The sequence below is a fragment of the Wukongibacter baidiensis genome (assembly GCF_050888315.1).
Classification (GTDB): domain Bacteria; phylum Bacillota; class Clostridia; order Peptostreptococcales; family Caminicellaceae; genus Wukongibacter; species Wukongibacter baidiensis.
Map to the genome: position 1 here is coordinate 4,148,832 of NZ_CP138202.1, position 18,098 is coordinate 4,166,929.

Annotated in this window: 8 protein-coding genes; 5 read left to right on the forward strand and 3 right to left on the reverse strand. The window is 35.4% G+C overall.

Going from position 1 to position 18,098, the window contains the following annotated elements:
• Positions 1 to 219 precede the first annotated feature (219 nt).
• The 4 genes from R9X47_RS18710 to R9X47_RS18725 all read left to right on the forward strand — a co-directional run bounded on the left by R9X47_RS18710 (position 220) and on the right by R9X47_RS18725 (position 8,442).
• Positions 220 to 3,489, forward strand: coding sequence for an S-layer homology domain-containing protein (locus tag R9X47_RS18710; RefSeq protein WP_432662546.1), 3,270 nt, complete (start codon positions 220 to 222; stop codon positions 3,487 to 3,489).
• 101 nt (positions 3,490 to 3,590) lie between these two features.
• The gene (locus R9X47_RS18715; protein WP_432662547.1) at positions 3,591 to 4,286 is read left to right on the forward strand and encodes a hypothetical protein; all 696 of its coding nucleotides are present in this window, start codon (positions 3,591 to 3,593) and stop codon (positions 4,284 to 4,286) included.
• A gap of 91 nt (positions 4,287 to 4,377) precedes the next feature.
• Positions 4,378 to 7,509, forward strand: a complete 3,132-nt coding sequence (locus R9X47_RS18720; protein WP_432662548.1) for a beta strand repeat-containing protein — start codon at positions 4,378 to 4,380, stop codon at positions 7,507 to 7,509.
• A 168-nt stretch (positions 7,510 to 7,677) separates the two neighbouring features.
• Entirely contained in the window at positions 7,678 to 8,442 is a 765-nt protein-coding gene (locus R9X47_RS18725; RefSeq protein ID WP_432662549.1) for a transposase, read from the forward strand.
• 255 nt (positions 8,443 to 8,697) lie between these two features.
• Here R9X47_RS18725 and R9X47_RS18730 read toward each other — a convergent pair whose 3' ends face one another.
• Entirely contained in the window at positions 8,698 to 9,087 is a 390-nt protein-coding gene (locus R9X47_RS18730; protein ID WP_432662550.1) for a helix-turn-helix domain-containing protein, read from the reverse strand.
• Positions 9,088 to 9,302: 215 nt separating this feature from the next.
• Here R9X47_RS18730 and R9X47_RS18735 point away from each other — a divergent pair, with 215 nt between their 5' ends.
• Entirely contained in the window at positions 9,303 to 9,608 is a 306-nt protein-coding gene (locus R9X47_RS18735) for a hypothetical protein (protein WP_432662551.1), read from the forward strand.
• Positions 9,609 to 9,704: 96 nt separating this feature from the next.
• On the opposite strand, the gene R9X47_RS18740 is transcribed toward R9X47_RS18735, so the two are convergent.
• Both R9X47_RS18740 and R9X47_RS18745 read right to left on the reverse strand, forming a co-directional pair.
• Positions 9,705 to 12,995: a beta strand repeat-containing protein gene (locus tag R9X47_RS18740; protein ID WP_432662552.1), complete on the reverse strand. Its 3,291-nt coding sequence runs from the start codon at positions 12,993 to 12,995 to the stop codon at positions 9,705 to 9,707.
• Positions 12,996 to 14,093: 1,098 nt separating this feature from the next.
• Entirely contained in the window at positions 14,094 to 17,828 is a 3,735-nt protein-coding gene (locus tag R9X47_RS18745) for a hypothetical protein (RefSeq protein WP_432662553.1), read from the reverse strand.
• Positions 17,829 to 18,098: the final 270 nt, after the last annotated feature.

Below are 18,098 nucleotides of genomic sequence, written 5' to 3' on the forward strand. Positions count from 1 at the left end.
GGCTTAGTGTTACAGTTTTATTACATTAAGGCTTGTTACATTGACTGCCTATTTGATGGGTGTTATAATCTAGCTTAGAATGTGAAGAAAAGACTCAAAAAGAGATTTTCCTCACTTCTATAGGAATTATGTCCTTCATCCTGCTAAGGGGAGGGTGGAACGACAAATTTTATTAACCCCTTAAGACAAATTGAAAATTTTAAAGGAGGAAAATGAAACATGAGAAAGATACTATCTTTAGTTTTAGTACTTTCATTAGTACTAGGATCAATGAGCATGGCTTTCGCAGCTAGTGATCTTACTGCAGATATCGAAAACGAAGCAGTAAAAGAAGCTGTACAAAGATTAGCCGCATTTGGTATTGTAAATGGTATGGACGATGGTAAATATCATCCAGAAAAGAAAGTAACAAGAGAGCAATTCGCTAAATTAGTTGTAGAGGCTTTAGGATTAGGAACAGCTGCTGAAGCTGCTAAAGGATCTACTCAATTCGCTGACGTAGAAGCTGACAGATGGTCTTCAGGATACGTTAACACAGCGATAGGTCAAGGAGTATTAAAAGGTTACCCAGATGGAACTTTCAAGCCAACTAAAGAAGTAAGCTATGGTGAAGCTATCACTATGCTTGTAAGAGCTTTAGGATACAAAGATGAGTTCCTTCCAGGATCATGGCCAGGAAACTACGTAGCTAAGGCTGCTGAGTTAGACATTACTGACGACGTTAACTTTGCTCCATCAGGAACTGCTGATAGAGGTTCAGTTGCTGTAATGGTAAACAACACTTTAGATGCAGATGTAATCAAAGTTGACACTTATGACGGAGATTCAATCAAGTATGAAGAGTCAAACATATCTTTATTAGAAGATAAGCTTGACATTGACAAGGTAGAAGATATTAGAGTTATCGCTACTAAGAGATTAGACGACAAGTTAGAAGCTGATGAGTTAAGATTATTAGCTTTAGAAGACAAAGTAGGAATCGATGGCGTTAACTACGATGAAAAAGATGAAATAGAAGTTGAATTCACAGGTTCTGTTAATGCAGAAGCATTAATAGGATTAGAAATCACTGGATACTTTGATGGTGATGAATTAATGTTCACAGAAGTTGAAACACCAGAATCAAGCTACTACAGAGGTATAGCTTACGAAGATGGTTATGAAGGAGACGCAACTTCTGATCAAGGTAAAGATGACGATGGTAAAATCTTACTTCGTGGTGAAGGAAAATACTACAAGTTTGATGAAAACGTACAACTTTACATCAACAACGAAGACAGAACTGACGACATTGAGTTTGATAAAGATGAAGAATTAATGTTCAACTTAACAGAATTATTACAAGAGTATGACCCACAAAATGGTGACGAGTCTTATGCATTTGGTAATGTAGTACTTGAAAAAGGTAAAGTTACTTTCGTTGACGTTGCTGTATTTGAAACTCAAAACGGTATCGTTGAAGAAGTAAATGAAGATGACAAGATGATCGAGTACGTTGACACTTATACTACAGATGTTAACACTGGTGAAGAATTAGATCTTGATGATTATGATGAGTTCCATGTTTACACAACAGACGGAGCTTCAATCGAATTAGCAGACATTGAAAAAGACGATGTTATCTACTTCTACGAAGATGGCGAAGACGATGACAAAGCTTATGTAATGGTTAAGAGAGCTGCAACTGTAGCTGGTGAATTAACAAAAGTTAAAAGAGGTGAATCTGGTAAAGGTCAAAGTAGAGGTAAAGTTTACCTAGGCGAAGACAGTTACTATCTAGCAAGTAGATTTGCTTATTCACTAGATGAAATGGATTCTCTAAAAGGAATTGGAAAAGCAGAAGATTTAGATGATATCTTTGAAGATGTATACAATGAAGACGTTAAATTAGTTTTAGATACTAAAGGTAGAGTAGCATTATTCTCAACTGACGTTGATGCTACAACTGGTAACTACGCTGTTGTTATTAAGACAGACCAAGGTTTAGACGATGAGTTAAAATTATGGACTGAAACTGGTGACACTATTGTTTACGATGTAGACGATTATGAAGATGGTATTGAATTCGAAGATCTTGCTAAGGGTGACATCATCGAATACGATTTAGAAGATGATGGAACAGTTGATGTAATAGCTAAGGTTTACGATGCAAGTTCTGAAGAAGCAGAAGGTGACAATGCACAAATCGTTACATTAGACGAAATCAACAAAGATAACGTAGAAGATGAAGATTCTGACAACTACTTCGATCAAGCTGATTCTCTATATATCGACTACAGTGAGTACAAAGATAATGGAGATAATGATGATGACGATTTAGATGTTCTTAAGTGGGATGACTTTAAAGATCTTGATATCCCAAGTGCAGATTCAAACAACGCAGTTAAAGCTCTTATCGTAACTGACGAAGATGAAGACGATGAAATCGAATTATTAGCTTTCGTAGACAACTATGATGAAGTAGCTGATGATGATTCATATGTTGGTTACCTTGTAAGCTACGAAACTGATGACGATGCGTACACTGTAACAGTTGACGTATTTGGTGAAGGTGAACAAGAATACAAAGTAACAGATGATGATGATCAAGATGCAATTAAAGATGCTGGACACGAATCTCTAATCGTATTTGTATTAAGAGGTGGAGAATTAAAGCTTAAAGAAATCGATGAAGATTACGATGATAACGAGCATTACGGAAGTCTTGATGAAGGTGAAGTAAATATCTGGTTCAAAGACAAAGATGGCGACGACATAGAACTTTATGTTGGTAGCGAAAGCAACGTAGAAGAGTACAAAGTTGATGACGATGCAGTTATCTACTACGATGACGAGTCTAAGAACCTTAACAAGTTAGAAGAAGGAGACGCTCTTGAGTTCATTATGAAGGATGGAGAAATCCTAGTTATCAAGTATGTTGAAGAAGCAGACTTAGAAGACGAAGATAAGTATGACGCTGACAAAGAAGACATGGATTTAGAAGTAGAAGATGAAGATGTTACTTTAAAAGTAGGCGATACTGCTGATATCGAAGTAACTGTTGATCCATCAAGTGCAGATGTAACATTCGAATCTGACGATGAAGATGTTGCTACTGTAGATGAAGACGGTGAAATCACAGCTGTTGCTGAAGGTACTGCTACAATCACTGTAACTGCTAAGAAGACTGGTTACGAAACTGAGACTGTAGAAGTAGAAGTAACTGTAACAGAAGAAGCTGTAGCTACTGCTGACGTTACTGTTGAAACTCTTCCATTCGGAACAAGTACTGTATTCAACGTAACTTTAAACAGTGTTGACGGTTTAGACGACGCTGCTCAGTTCACAGTAGGTGCTGAGGATGCTGAGAAAGTTGACATCGGTGACGTTGATAGTGCATCTGTAGTTGGTGACTCAGTTACTATGTATGTATTTGATGCAGATGGAGACTTATTAGCTACTGCTGATATCGCTGATGGAGATACTGAAGTAGATCTTACTTTAGAGTAATTGAAGAAAATAGACTAGTATAAGCAACTAACATGTATAACTGTAGAGTAGTGACTAGCTATTCTACAGTTATACAATATAATAAAAGGGGGCTACAATAAGTGACAAAAGGAAAAATGAGAGTAACAAGTCTAGTTATTACGCTTGTTATTATGTTCATGTCTATGGGTATAGTTTCTAATGCTGCCTCTAATTTACCAAACGACTTTTTCGTTATTGGTAACAATGTTGTTGGTTTGACATATGCCTTTTCAAACCCTACTGAGTTTAATGATATCTTAAATGATTATCTAGTAGGTGGTGGAGAGATTTCAGGATTATGTGCTGTTATTGGCGGTTCATATTTACCACCTGGATCAGAAGAACCACTTGATGAAAATGAAGTTGCTCAACTTATGGCAGGTGTAGACACACTTATAGATGAGGAAAATCCTTCTGGAACAGAAGTAGAACTACCTCCTGAATTTCAAGCTGCTAAAGCCACTGTTACTGCAAATACTTTAGCGTTTGGAACAAGTAAAATCTTTAATGTTACTGTACATAGTGTAACTGATTTAGACGATGCAAATGGTTTTTACTTAGGTGATAAAGAAGATGATGTAACACCAATTGGTGGAAATAATTCCATATCTTTATCAGCTGACTCATTAACTGTTTCAATTGTTAATGCTAACAACGAAGTAATTGGAACCTTTAAACTACAAGATAAAGAATACAGTAACGAAGATGTTGTTGTTGCTAAAGTAAATGACAACGAGCAAGAAATAGAATATTTACAAGTAATTACCATTGAATAACTGAATAAAATAACCGATAATTGTATTAAGGGCATCGCAAGATGTATAAAAAAATATTAAAGTACTAAAATATAAGGAGGGCTACACAACTATGAAGAACTATAAAAAAATCGCTTCATTAGGTTTAGCTGCTAGTTTATTTGCAGGTAGCGGATTTACAGCTTTCGCTGCGGCTGAACTACCAACTGACTACTTAGTTGTTGGAGACGATGCATATGATTTACAGTACGCTTTCGCTGACACAGATGCATTCAATGCATTCTTACAAGCAGGATTAGACGAGCATGGATTCGAAAATCTTAAGTTGTACTCACTTATTGGCGGATCAATGGTGGACGCTAAGGACAACAACAGAGTTTTAACTGACGCTGAGGAGCAAGTTGTTGTTGATGGATTAGATTTATTAGTTAACGCTGAGAATCCTGGTGGAACTCCGATTGTTGACGAAACAGGTGACTTAACTGTTAGCAGTGTAAGTGCTATTAATGCTACTGATTTAGAAATTAACTTTACTGTAGATGTTACAGGTTTTGACAATGCAGATTTTTCTATAACTGATCCGGCTGGAACACCGTTTGCAGCTAACTATATAGTAACCAAGATAACGGATAAAAAGTATGAAATAAAATCAGACACAGCTATGGGTCTAGGTGAATATACTCTAAAAATAAACAAAGATGCAGTAACTTCAGTTGCTGATGCAACTGTTAAAAACCCGCTACAATACATCAAGTTCGATGGTAGTGCGGCTGCCGATACTATAGCTCCGACAATAAAGGATGCAGAATACGATAACATAACTCAAAAAGTAACTGTTAATTTCTCAGAGGATGTAAGTCAATCATCTCTTGATAAAACGAAATTTACAGTAACAGATGGAACTACAAGTGTTGTACTTGGTGTTAATGATGTAGCAACATTCCCATCTACAAGCTCAATGGTAATAACTCCATCTTCAGCAAATAAAACAGCTATAGCAGCTCTTGGAGAAGATCTTAGCTTAGTAGTAGCTGAAGGAGCTATTCAAGATATAGCTAAGAATAATATGGCTGCTGCAACAGTTTCTTTAGCGAGTACAGCTCAGCTTAAAGCAGCTGCTTACGATGCACAATCTAACGTAATGACAGTAGAATTTACTAAGCCTGTTGATGTATCAACACTTACAATTGGTCAGTTAGCTTTCTCTTCTTCAGCAGGACCAAATATAGCGTTTGATACAGCTGATATAGTTCAAACAACTGATGATGGAACAACTGTAAGTGTTAAATTAGCTGAAGATGCTAATACAGTTGCATTTGAAGCTTCTGGTGTTACATCAAGAACTCTTACACTAACTCAAAATACTACTTTTGTGACAACAGATAGTAAGCAAGTTCAAACTAGTACAGTAGGAATTACATTTACTGCTGATGCTGTAGCTCCAACACTTACATCAGGAAGCTACAACAGAACAGGAAATAAACTTATTCTTAACTTCAGTGAGCCAGTAGATACTGCATCACTAGGAACAATAAAAATTACTAACCTTGTGGATTCTGCTGGAGCAGCAGTAACTGGAGATATAACTCTAGATGCAGCAGACTTAACTTCTCCTGCAGCTGGTTATGGAAATGTTCTAGTATTTGAAGGAACAGCTAATGGTGTAAATGATACTTTAGCAGTTGCAGACGCAGAAGATCAATACCTTACTTCTGATTCCAAAGTATATATGAGCAAAGATGCTCTTGTAGATGGTAGTGGCAATAAGTCAGTAGTAGTTTCTTCTGAGAATGCAGTAGCGCTTTCTTATATAGACCAGACAGCTCCAACTTTAACAGCTACAGCTACTCAACTATCTAAGAGCAAAATAAAAATTGCTTTTAACAAAGAGGTAACAGAAGCTAGTGCAGAAGAATTAGCTAACTATGCTATAACAGCAGCTGGCTCAGCTGATCTTACTATAAAGTCAGCATCATTATTATCAGATGAAAAGACTGTTGTAGTAGAAACTAATGAAGAAGGTCAAGTAGGTGTTACTTATACAGTTAAAGCTACTAATGTTCTTTCTAAGTTTGGTAATGTTGCAGTAGATACAAGTAATAATACTGCGACTTGGGTGGTTTCTAATAGTACAGATACTACTGCACCTCAAGCTACAGCAGTTGCTTTTAAAGATGTTAATGGCAACTACGATGTAGATGCGGGTGATACTTTAACACTTACTTTTGATGAAGCAATAGTAGTAGATAGTCTTGATAAGGATGACTTTACATTATCTTCAGCGCGTGTGTTTGGTACAGGAGCAACTTTTGTTGCAGGTGCTGCTGAAAATAAAGTAGTAATAACTTTAGGTACAGGTGAAGATATTGAATTTGACGATACTATAACTCAAGAAGCAACTCCACACATTAAGAGTTTAACTGGTGTTAATTCTCAGCAATCTGCAGCTTTACAAATAAAGAAGGCGGATGAAACTAAGCCAGAAATTACTGAAGCTAAGTACGAAGATACAGTAAATGACGGTAAGGTAGATACAGGTGATACAGTAACATTAACATTTAGTGAAGACTTAGACCGCTCAATAAATGCTTCAGATATATTAGGTGCTGGTGGATTAGGTTTTGCTGATGCAAGTGATGAATTTGGAACTGGAGCTTCAGCAGAATACTTAGATGCTAGAACTATAAGAGTAACTTTAGGAACTGGAGTGCAGCTTGACGGTGCTGCAACTGGAACAACTCTAGACGCTGCATCAGCAACAGTTACATTTGGAGCTACAGCAACTGTTAAAGATTTATGGGGTAATCAAGGTGATAGTACTCAAACACCAGTTGCTATAACAGCTGATGATGTGACTAGACCAGAGGTAACTGGAATTGAAATTAAAAAAGCAGTTGGAAAGACTGGAGCTAAATTTGAAACTGGAGATATGGTTAAGGTTACTTTTAGTGAAAATGTTAATCCGGTTTCAGCAGATGCGACAGATTTAATATTCTATACAGGAACTACAGCATTATTAAACGGTACTCCAGATATTGCTATGGCAACAAGTGTGAGTGGAAATGTAGTTACTTATACTGTAACGGTTACACCTGGTACAGATACATTATATACTACTGACTTGACTAATATAACTTCAGTTAATTTGACTCCTGCAGGTTCAGGTCATGTAACTGATGCAGTTGGAAATACTTCTAAGCCAGCAGTTGGATTTGGAGTTTCTCCAACATTAACAACTAACTAATAAAAGTGGAATATTTTACTCAATAAATTCTAACTAGAATGAAAGAGTAGAGAATAAAACCCTTATGCTTAATTGTGTAAGGGTTTTTATTTCAATGTGACAAGGGGACGGTTCTGTTGACACCTAAAAAGAGATATGATATATTGAGAAAAAAGCGAGGTGCTGAGAATGGTACGGAAAGCAAGGGAAAAGAGCAGTACAGGCATATATCATATCATGTTGAGGGGAATAAACAAGCAGGATATATTTAATGATGATGAAGATAGAATGAAATTTATAGAAACCTTAGAAAAATATAAGAAAGTAAGCGAATACGAGGTCTATGGGTACTGCTTAATGAGTAATCATATTCATTTACTCATTAAAGAAGGCAAGGAGCCAATTTCAAACACTATGAAAAGAATCGGTGTAAGCTATGTTTATTGGTACAACATAAAGTATGAAAGATATGGCCATCTATTCCAGGATAGATATAAAAGCGAAAAGGTTGAAGATGACAAATATCTGATGGTGGTTTTAAGATATATCCACCAAAACCCTCTAAAAGCAGGAATGGTAGAGTCGATAGATAAATACAAATGGAGCAGCTATGGAGACTATGTTGAAGGGAAAAGTACTCTAATAAATATAGGATTTATATATAACATACTAAACACTAATCTTAACAAAGCTAAAGATATTTTTCGAGAGTTTATGAATGAAGTTAATGAAGATAAATGCTTAGACGTTAATTTCAGAAAAAGACCTATGTCCGATGAAGAAGCAAAGAAAATAATAAAAGAAACTGTACATCTAGATAACCCTCAAATGCTACAGCAAATGAGCAAAACTGAACGGGATGCCATAATAAGAAAGCTTAAGGAAAAAGATATATCTATAAGGCAACTTGCAAGAATAACGGGACTAGGCAGACGTGTTATTGAAAAAGCATAAGAATATAATATGTCCTTTTTAAACGGCTCTATAAGAACTTTCTAAAGAGTTTTATCATGAAAGACATATCTTTGTACCTAAAGGACTAAAAAATCGCTTAAAATGGAAATATGAAGCTTGAAATCATAAGACTATAGAATCTATATCTATAGTTTTTTTATATTCAAATATGAGAAGACTTATAGACATCAATTAAGACCAAAGCGTGAAAAGGAATATAAATAAAAATAAGCTCTAAGATATTGTATTAGAAAATTAAATATCTTCAAGCTTATTAGACATATCAACAAATAGTTCAATCTCTTTCAAGATTTTTTCTCTTTGCTCCGGGGTGATCTTTTCACCTCTTTTTATTTTGCCCTTCTGTATGTAGATCTCAATAATTTCATCGGCTAATTCGTTTGCTTCTTTATCAATGTCAGCATTTATCTGCTTTACATTCGATCTTCCTAATAAGTAGTCTATTGTAACACCAAAATAGTCAGCTATTTTAACTTTCATTTCATCGTTTGGTTCGTTTACCCCATTTTCATATTGAGATAAAGTTGTATTTTGAATATTTAATATTTTTGCTAATTCCTTTTGAGTTATTTTTTTATCTTTTCTAAGCTTTTTTAATCTATCCCCTAATATTGATTTGTTCATAATAGCTCCTTTTTTCATCATTTATGAAATTATTTTATCACTAAATCATTTATAATTCTTTTGATTTCATGAAAAGTGAAATAAAATATTGACATTCATAATTTATGAATATATAATATCTTTAATTCATTGTACGTGAAATCTATGTTTGATATTTATGAATCATAAGTAGATTTAAAGACTATAAAGTAAAGCAAATAAAGGGGGATACCTTCATGAAAAAAGAAATTGAAGCATACTTTGAAGACTTCATAGTAGATAGAGCAATTGAAGTAGAAGAGCAGATAGTAAACAATAACATTAAAATTCTAAAACTAGGAGAAGAATGTGCTACATATTTTAAAAAGATACTACACTCATTGTCTGAGGAGGATAAAGACCTACTATTTCAGTATGAAGAAAAGAGGAATTTTAGAGAAATGCAATGTTTTCAAATACTCTATAGACAGGGAGTGATTGATGGTATTAAGGCCACAAACATATTTAATGAGACAAGGAATAGACATATTTCAAAGCTATAGAAATAGAAAACTTCTTATATAAAAAAATCACTGAAGATTTTTCGCCCTCAGTGATTTTTATAATACAATTATCTATTCGAATCAAAAGTTAATTAATTACTTGATTGTTATAGAGTAAGCAGTACCTTGATTTCTTACTGCCTTATTTAATGAAGCATCTTGTACTACTTCATTTGTACCATCAGTACCAGTCGTAGCATCTACGTCAAATGCTCCAACAGAAACTGTGATAGTAGTAAATTGGTCAATTGATTCACCTGTTAAAGTGATTTCTACCTTTGTGTTGTCGCCAGCGACTAATGCAGCAGCAGAAACTGTTCCAAGAGTACCACTATCTAAGGTTAATTTACTATCGATCATCTTAGCTATATCATCAGCATCTGTTCCAGCTAAGTTAACAGCTTCATCAAATGATACGATTAACTTATTGTTTGCTGAGTCATATTCGAAAGCAGTAACCTTTGGAGCAGTAGTATCATCAGAAGTTACAGCTACAGCAGTTGTAGCAGCCTTAGTTCCCCAAGAGTTAACTACATCTACGTTTGCAGGTGTACCATTAACATCAACGTTGTCACCAACAGCGAATGCTGCAGTATCAACAGTTAAAGTTACAGTATCTCCAGATATAACAGCAGCACTAAATGTAGTACCAGTTTCAACTATATCATCTATTAAGTCAGTAGCAGTTTTTCCATCAGCTAATTTGATATTTTGATCAAATTTAACAGCAAGAGTATCACCAGTGCTTACAGCTCCATCACCATTAGCATCTGCAAATACTGCTTTAGAAATCTTAGGAGCAACATTACCTGACACTGTCATTGCGTTAGTTGTTTGAGCTGCTCCAGCTACTAAAGCGTTACCTTCGTAATCTTTTACTGTTACAGGGAATGTTATAGTATCTCCAACTGCTATTGTAGCAGATGAACCAACTGTGATTGTAAGTGTAGCTTGATCTTCACCTAAAGCAAATGTAGAGTTACCTAATGCGTGAGCGTTGTCTACAGTTAAATCAGTAATGTTAAGGTCTGCTGGTAATACTACAGCTTCGTTGAATGTAATTGCGATTTCGTCTCCCGCACTTACAGTTCCAGAAGTATCTTTATCAGTTAATACTAAGTTTTGAGTAGCTGATAAAGAAGTAGTATCTCCATCGTTACCTTGGTCAACAGTTTCAGCTGTTGTAACGTCTCCAGCTTCTGAAGTAGCAGTTAAGATTCCAGAAGTCTTAACACTGTATAAAGCTGAAGCTGATTCTGTCATTGGAGTTTCTAAGAATAATGTTGCAACAGTGTTATCAGCATTTAATTTAACTGACTTAACAGCAATTTTGTTTAATGGGTTAGCAGTTAAGTATACATCGTATTTTGAAGCATCTCCTGCTGTAGTAGGATCCATAGCTACTGCACCGCTAGCATTCTTGAACTCAACATCGAATACACCAGCGTTAGCTACAGCAATTGTAGTATCAGCTGTTACAGCAGTTGAATTTGAAACATCTATGTTAGTTACTTTTACAGTAGTATCAGCAGCAATTTTGTTTCCTGATGGGTCTTTTACAGCGTCTGCCTTGATAACAAGGTATACGTCGCCAGTAGCGCCTTCTATTACGTCGTGAAGCTCTTCAGCACCACCATCTTCGTCTGTTAAGTAAATAGTAGTCATTTCGTCAGTTGCTGTTGCATCAGTTCCATCTGCCTTGTTGAATGTATTTTGAATTGCACCGTGATTATTTGTGTTCGCAGCAGCACTGAAGTCACTAAAGTCACCAAGCTTAGTATCGTCAGCGATAACTAATCCTTCAACTCCGTCAGTATCTTCATATATTTCTATATTAGCTAATGTGTAATCTCCAACAGTAGCTCTTAAAGCTTCACTAAATACAAGCTCTAAAGTATCAGTGTCAGCTTTGTAAGTTGCGCTAGTGAAAGTTGGAGCAGTTTCATCTTTAACGTAGTCAGTTCCTGCAGTTAATACTACTGATGAACTTACAGCAGCATTTCCATTACCATCTGCGTCTTGAACTGATGAAGCATCTACAGCAGCAGTAAGAGTTCCGGCTCTTAATGCAGTCTCAACAGCTTGAGCATCTGCGAAGCTAAGTGTAAATGATAAATCAGTAGAGTCTGCCGTTGTATTGAATGTTGCAGCTGAGTTAGCATCGATGTCAACTCCACCTAATGCAAACTTGCTTGCGAAAGTTGTTATTTCTGATACATCTATAGCTTTGCTAAACTTGTATACAGCAGTGTTTGTGTTTTCATCATAGGTTACCCCTAATAATACAGGAGGCTGAGTTAGTGTAGGAGTTGAAGTAACAGCTTCAGATTCATTTGTTCCATCTGTAAATGCTCCCTTTTCAGCTACTACTGTTAAATCTCCTGTTAAAGCATTTATTTGAGCTAAAGTTCCAGTTCCAGCAGTTGTATCTACAGTAAATGATACTTTAGTATCTCCAGCTGAACCAGCAATTCCAGTATAGTCAGTTGCATTCTTTAAGTAAACCTTTGTAGATCCAGCTTCAAAGTATATCTTATCATCTGCTGGAGAAGCAACTGTAACAGCTTTGTCAAATTGAAGAGTTACATCACCAGTAGCTGTATTGAAAGTAGATGATAATAAGTTTGCACCAGCTGTATCAGGAGTTAAAGTTCCTGCAAATTCTGCTGGAGAAGCAGCTACGATCGTGTTTGGTGTTGTCGCTCTATCTTGCACATTTGATGCGTATAAGATATAATCTATATTAGATAGCCCTCCCGCAGGGTACCCGTTAACACTTGCACCAACAGATAAGATAGTGATTTTAACTTGAGTCTTTTCTGTGTTAGCAAATGCAGCTACTGCTTCAACGTTGTTAGCTCCAGCTGCAGCATTAAGAACATCAGATTGTCCAGTAACTTTGTTATAAAGAGTATAGTTACCAGCTGTTAATGATTGTACATCATCTACTGATTCGCTAAATGTCACTAATAAAGTTTTATTGTTAAGTGCTTGTACAGCAGTCATTGTTGGCTTTTCGTAATCTACGCTTACAGATGCTGCTACACCGTTAACGCTTACAATACCTGCTTTTCCGTCTAAGTCAACTGAAAGAACCGCTGTATTGGTATTAGCTGTATAAGTAACTGAAGTTACAGATACAGCTTCTTCACCGATTGTAACTATGTAATTCTCAGTTTTACCTGCTTCAGTAACATCAACATCTGTTTCTAGTGTTACTGTAACTGTTGTTGTGTTAATAGCACATATTTTACCAGAAAACTTACAGAATTTAACACGGATAAAACTGAGTGATAACAATGATTGTAGGGGTTGGGCCTCTGAGTAACTTTGTAAATAAAATATTATTTTAACAAAGTAAAATATAATGTTTTTGAGTTTGTTCATTAATTATCTAACTAATATTCTTTATTGTTTGCAATATACTTTATTATTATAATTAATATGCGTTGTTTTTTTACATAAATAGTATCATGTGCTGCAAAATGGAATAATGAGCTATAAAAAGTGTGATTGAGTGACGATATTTTGTCACTTTTTTCTATTTTATTGGAATAAAATCCTTATTTAACCATTGGGTTTTAAAAAAATGAATATATAAAATAATGGAATAGATAGAATGGATTCGGAACATAAGGTAATAGGTTAAAATTTTATAGAAGAAATAAATTGATGGTAGTTTAAGAATTAAAGAGATTTCATGCCTAAAGGGGAAGGGGGTTAGTTTGTGTGTGTTTACTTTTAGTAGAAGAACAGGTGGTATGTTACTCATGATGGTAACATCTTGGTAGATTACACACATGCAATCTCTTGAGAACATTGAAAAGACTAGCAAAGGTATTGGTGTGAATTTAATTGTTACTAGGTAAAAAATAACAGATTTTTAGTTACTTTGCTATTACCATGATAACATGTAAATAAGTATTGATATGAAGATGTTACTGGAAAAGACTAACAGTAAAAACGATAACGGTAGCTCTGAATAAACTGATTTTACTGTGATACGTAAAGATTTAAGCTTTGCTAATGATAAACCTGATTTTATATCATCAGCAACTCACCTGTTAATTATCAGTTACTTAACAACTGTAGTGGAAGTGAAAGTAAGAAACAAGGGAAAAGAAAAAAAAGGAAAAAGAAAAAACTAACAGATCTCTTCTATTAGTTTTATTTACCGAGAACACTCTTTAATTTTTTCAATAAATTTATAGTCTTGGTCATATACTTCAATAGCTTTCTCCGTACTCAACATAAATTCTTGTATTGTTTTTTGTATTAATTTTATCTCACTCAAATCCTGTTTTATTTCTTCTTGACCATTTTCTAATTTATCCAATCTTTTATTTGTATCTAGTTGAGCTCTCTACATTTCCTTTTATTTTTTTGTTACTTATAAAAAGAGAGAATCAACCGATAAAGGTTAATTCCCTCTTAAAATCTTTACTAGGGATGTTGAAGCACTAGCTTTCAACATACATTCTCATACTAGTTTAAAGTAACTTGTAAATCTACATCTGCACCAGCAGCAGTTTGAGTAAGGATAATCTCCGCTCCAGCTCCAGTTACAGTGTAAGCACCATTTACAGTTCCGTCAGCAGCTAATGCAAGTCTAGCAGCATTTGCTACTTCATCAGCAGTCATACCTGCTGTAACAGTAACTGTAACATCTTGATTAATTGTTCCATCAGCAACGTTTACAGTGATTGTACCGCCTCTTGTAGCTCCTGCAGTTACAGTAGTAGTTGCTACTTCTTTTGCTTCTGCTGCACCAGCTGTAGTATCAACTGAATTAGGAACTGCAGTTAATGCACTACCAGCACCACCATTGCTTGTAGTAGCAGTTGAAGTACCATCAGCTAAAGAGATATTAATAGTAGTATCATCTGCAGCTGCTGTATTAGCTGTTAAAACAATATCTGATCCAGCACCTGATACAGCAAACCATGTAGTAACGTCTCCATCGGCGCCTAAAGCTGTTCTTACTTTACCAGCTACAGCGTCTGCATCATCAGTCGCTACAACTGCAACATTTATAGTTTTTCCAGCTGCTAGGTTTCCACCGTCTGCTGCTGTTACTGTAACATCATAGTTACCATTTCCATCAATCACATCTGCAGCAATTGTTGTAGCTGTCTCAACTTGCTGAACTTCTGCAACCCCTTTAGTAGTTTCAGCAGTAGCAGCAAAGCTTACACCAATTGATTGTAAGTATGCATAGTATGCATCAGCAGTTGTATAATCTCCCCAGTTAGTATTATCCATAGCTGGTAGATTAAATCCATCAGTATCAACTGTTGCACCTGCACCGTGACCTTCTTCGTACTTTAATTGTAATTGAAGTGGTCCTTGTAATGATTCACCAGTTCTTGCTGTTAAGCTACCTGGTAAAGTTAATGATTGGTGATTTGATCCACCTGTAAGGTCATCTCCACCTTCGATGAAATCGCTTGGAAGCTTGATAGTAACAAGTTGTGCTTGAATATCTTTTACGCTTTCAGCTGATCCATATACTGGATTTGCTGTATTTCCAAGGTATTCGCTTGTAATCTCAGCATCTTGATTTACTTGCTTACCATTGATATCGTAAGTAGCAGCATCAAGTACTTGAGGGTTCATCTTAGTACTGTATAGAACGTATACGTAGTCGCCATCAACGTTTCCATCACCATCTATATCAGCATCATCATCAGCAAATGCCCAAGTAACTACTGGATCTACATCTGCATCAGGTGTTACTGCACCTTGGATAGTAAAGTCAACGCTTGATGTTACTGATGTATTACCATAGTCATCAGATACTGATCTTACTATTAATTTCCAATCTCCAGATTCAAGAATATCAGTACCAGCATCATATACACCATTTCCATTAACATCAGGTGCAACTTCAAATGTTTTATCAGCCTTATCAAAATCAGCAGCTGATATGATTACTCCATCTATTCTAAGGTCACCTTTTCTATATTCAAATGTTGGAACTGGAACACCTTCAGTATCTTGCTGGATACTAGCTGTAACACCTGGAACTATAACAGGAGTACCGTCTGCTTTAAACATTTGAACTGGCTCACTCATAGTAAATCCAATCTTACCATCTACTACGTCATTACCATCAGCATCTTTAGTAACGTGATACCAAGAGTTATCAACTACATATGGAGATGTTGTATCTTCAACTAATTGAACATCATCGATTGTTACACTGTCATATATTGCTAGCTCATTTGGAGCAGCAGCAGTAGGAACTGCTGATGGAGTAGCTGCAACAACAGGGTCACTAGATGTATTTATTGCAAGCTTATTACCTAATACATCGTATACTGTTCCATTAATAGCAACAACTAATCTCTTGTTAGCAAAGAACTTGTTAGCTGTTAGTAAATCACCATCGCCATTTGCATCAGCATCTAAGAATTTCGTCCAGTCTTTTGTTAATTCTAATAAGTAAGAAGTATTATCGCCAGCTGGATGCTGAGATATAGCGTAATCAGTACCTTCTAAAGTAATAATTGTATCTGTAATATTAGTTGACTTAACTCTTTCATCAGCAGGGTATTTGTCTTCATCAACTTCAACAAGTCCAACAAACAAGTCTGCATAAGTTGTTAAATCAACAGCATTTGTAGCATTAGCATCTGTGAAAAGTGCTTCGTTTAATGTTAATACAAATTGCTCAGGAGAACTACTATCCATTTCAATACTAATTCCTGGTGTAGACTCAGGTACTGAGTAATCGAAGTAGAAGTTTTGAGTATTAACCTTATTGTTGTCAGAAAGGTCAGTATTACCAGCCCAGTCAACTATTGAGTTTGCCTGAATTGTATTTTGACCACTTTCCATATAGTTAGCAGCAAATGATGGTGTTAACTTCATTACAACAAGATTTCTCTCTCTATTACCATCTTCTTCTTCAGTAAATGCTTCAAAGTCAGTTATAGCTTTACCGTTCATAACTGTACTCCATCCACCAGTATTCCAGTTAGGAGCTCCAGTTCTATTCATTTCTTCAGAACTATCAAGAACACGGATTTCAACATCACTTGCAGTCAATGTTCTACCGTTAATTCTCCAGTTTGAAGGATTTTGAGCAGTGATAACATCTATTGGCTCTGAGAATTTAGCCATTAATGTTAACTGCGGTAAGTAGTTAGGATTTTCCGCATTTGGTACTTTCATGTCAATAATAGATGGCATAGTTTTATCTATTACCATGAACTTCTTATCTGCTGCAGCAGTAACAGTTGCTAGCTTAATACTTTCAGCAGAACTATCTATTTTATAATAGTTATATTGGTTATCACTGATTAATACATCTGAACCATAAGCAGTATCATTCCAGTCTGGAACATCTAATAAAACATGGAAAGCATAACTTCCTTCTGATTCTGTTCCAAGTAACACTGGAATAACTTCGTCAACAACTAATGATGTTCCGAATCCTATATCATCAGCTATTTTCAACTGGCTCTTTATTCCGGCAGTTATATCATCTAGATGCTCTGGTAATACACCACTAACGTAAACAGTAACTCTATCTGCAACTACTTTATCATTATAAGTACCAGCAGTTACTGCATCGATTGGATATGCTATTGTATTTCCAGGACCTCCAGTTGAAGGATCATATCTGTTATATTTAACGCTTAATGGTAAAGATACTAGGTTATTATACTCATCATTTTCTGCATAGTTTATTTTTACAGTTAAAGTATCTTGAGTATCTAATACTAGCTTAGGTACAGTTACGTTGAATATAACTTTACCATCATCAAAGGATTGTTGAGCTTGAGCTGATACAAGTCCTTTTTCAGATTGGAATACTGCTGTACCAGCGAAGTCAGTTATAGGATTACCATCTTCACCATAAAGTGTTGCAGTAACTATCATAACTTCTTCACCATTCGCATTATACTCTGTTTTGTCCGTTGTAATAGAGAATGCTACTTCGGCTACTTGGTACTCAGCAGTTACACTTGTACCTTTTATTGTATAAGTTCCTTCTTCAGTAAGAGGTGTAGAGAAGGCATAGCTAGCTGAAGTTGCTCCAACTGCTGGTGCTCCTGAAGCTGTGATTTCAGCGCCGCTTGGTGCTACTAATATAATATTAGCAAGTTCGTCTCCCTCTTCTACGGCTTTATTGAAATTAACAGTTATATTAGTCTTAGTAATAGCACATATTTTCCCAAAAAAATACCAAAATTTAACATAGATAAAAACCAAGTCATAACAAGGTTTGTAGGGGTTAGGCCTTAAAGTGACTTTGTAAATCAAATATTATTTTAATAAATGAAATTATAATTATTATACAAATATACATTAATTATTTAAACAAGTCACAATATTGTTTGTAATTAAATTTATTATTATAATGAACTTGTGTTTATTTTTTACACAAAAAGTATTTTTGGATGAAAATGGGATAAAAAAACACATTTTTAGCAGTTTTTTGAAAGATATGTTTTTTTAGTGAAGCAATACTGACAGAAAAAT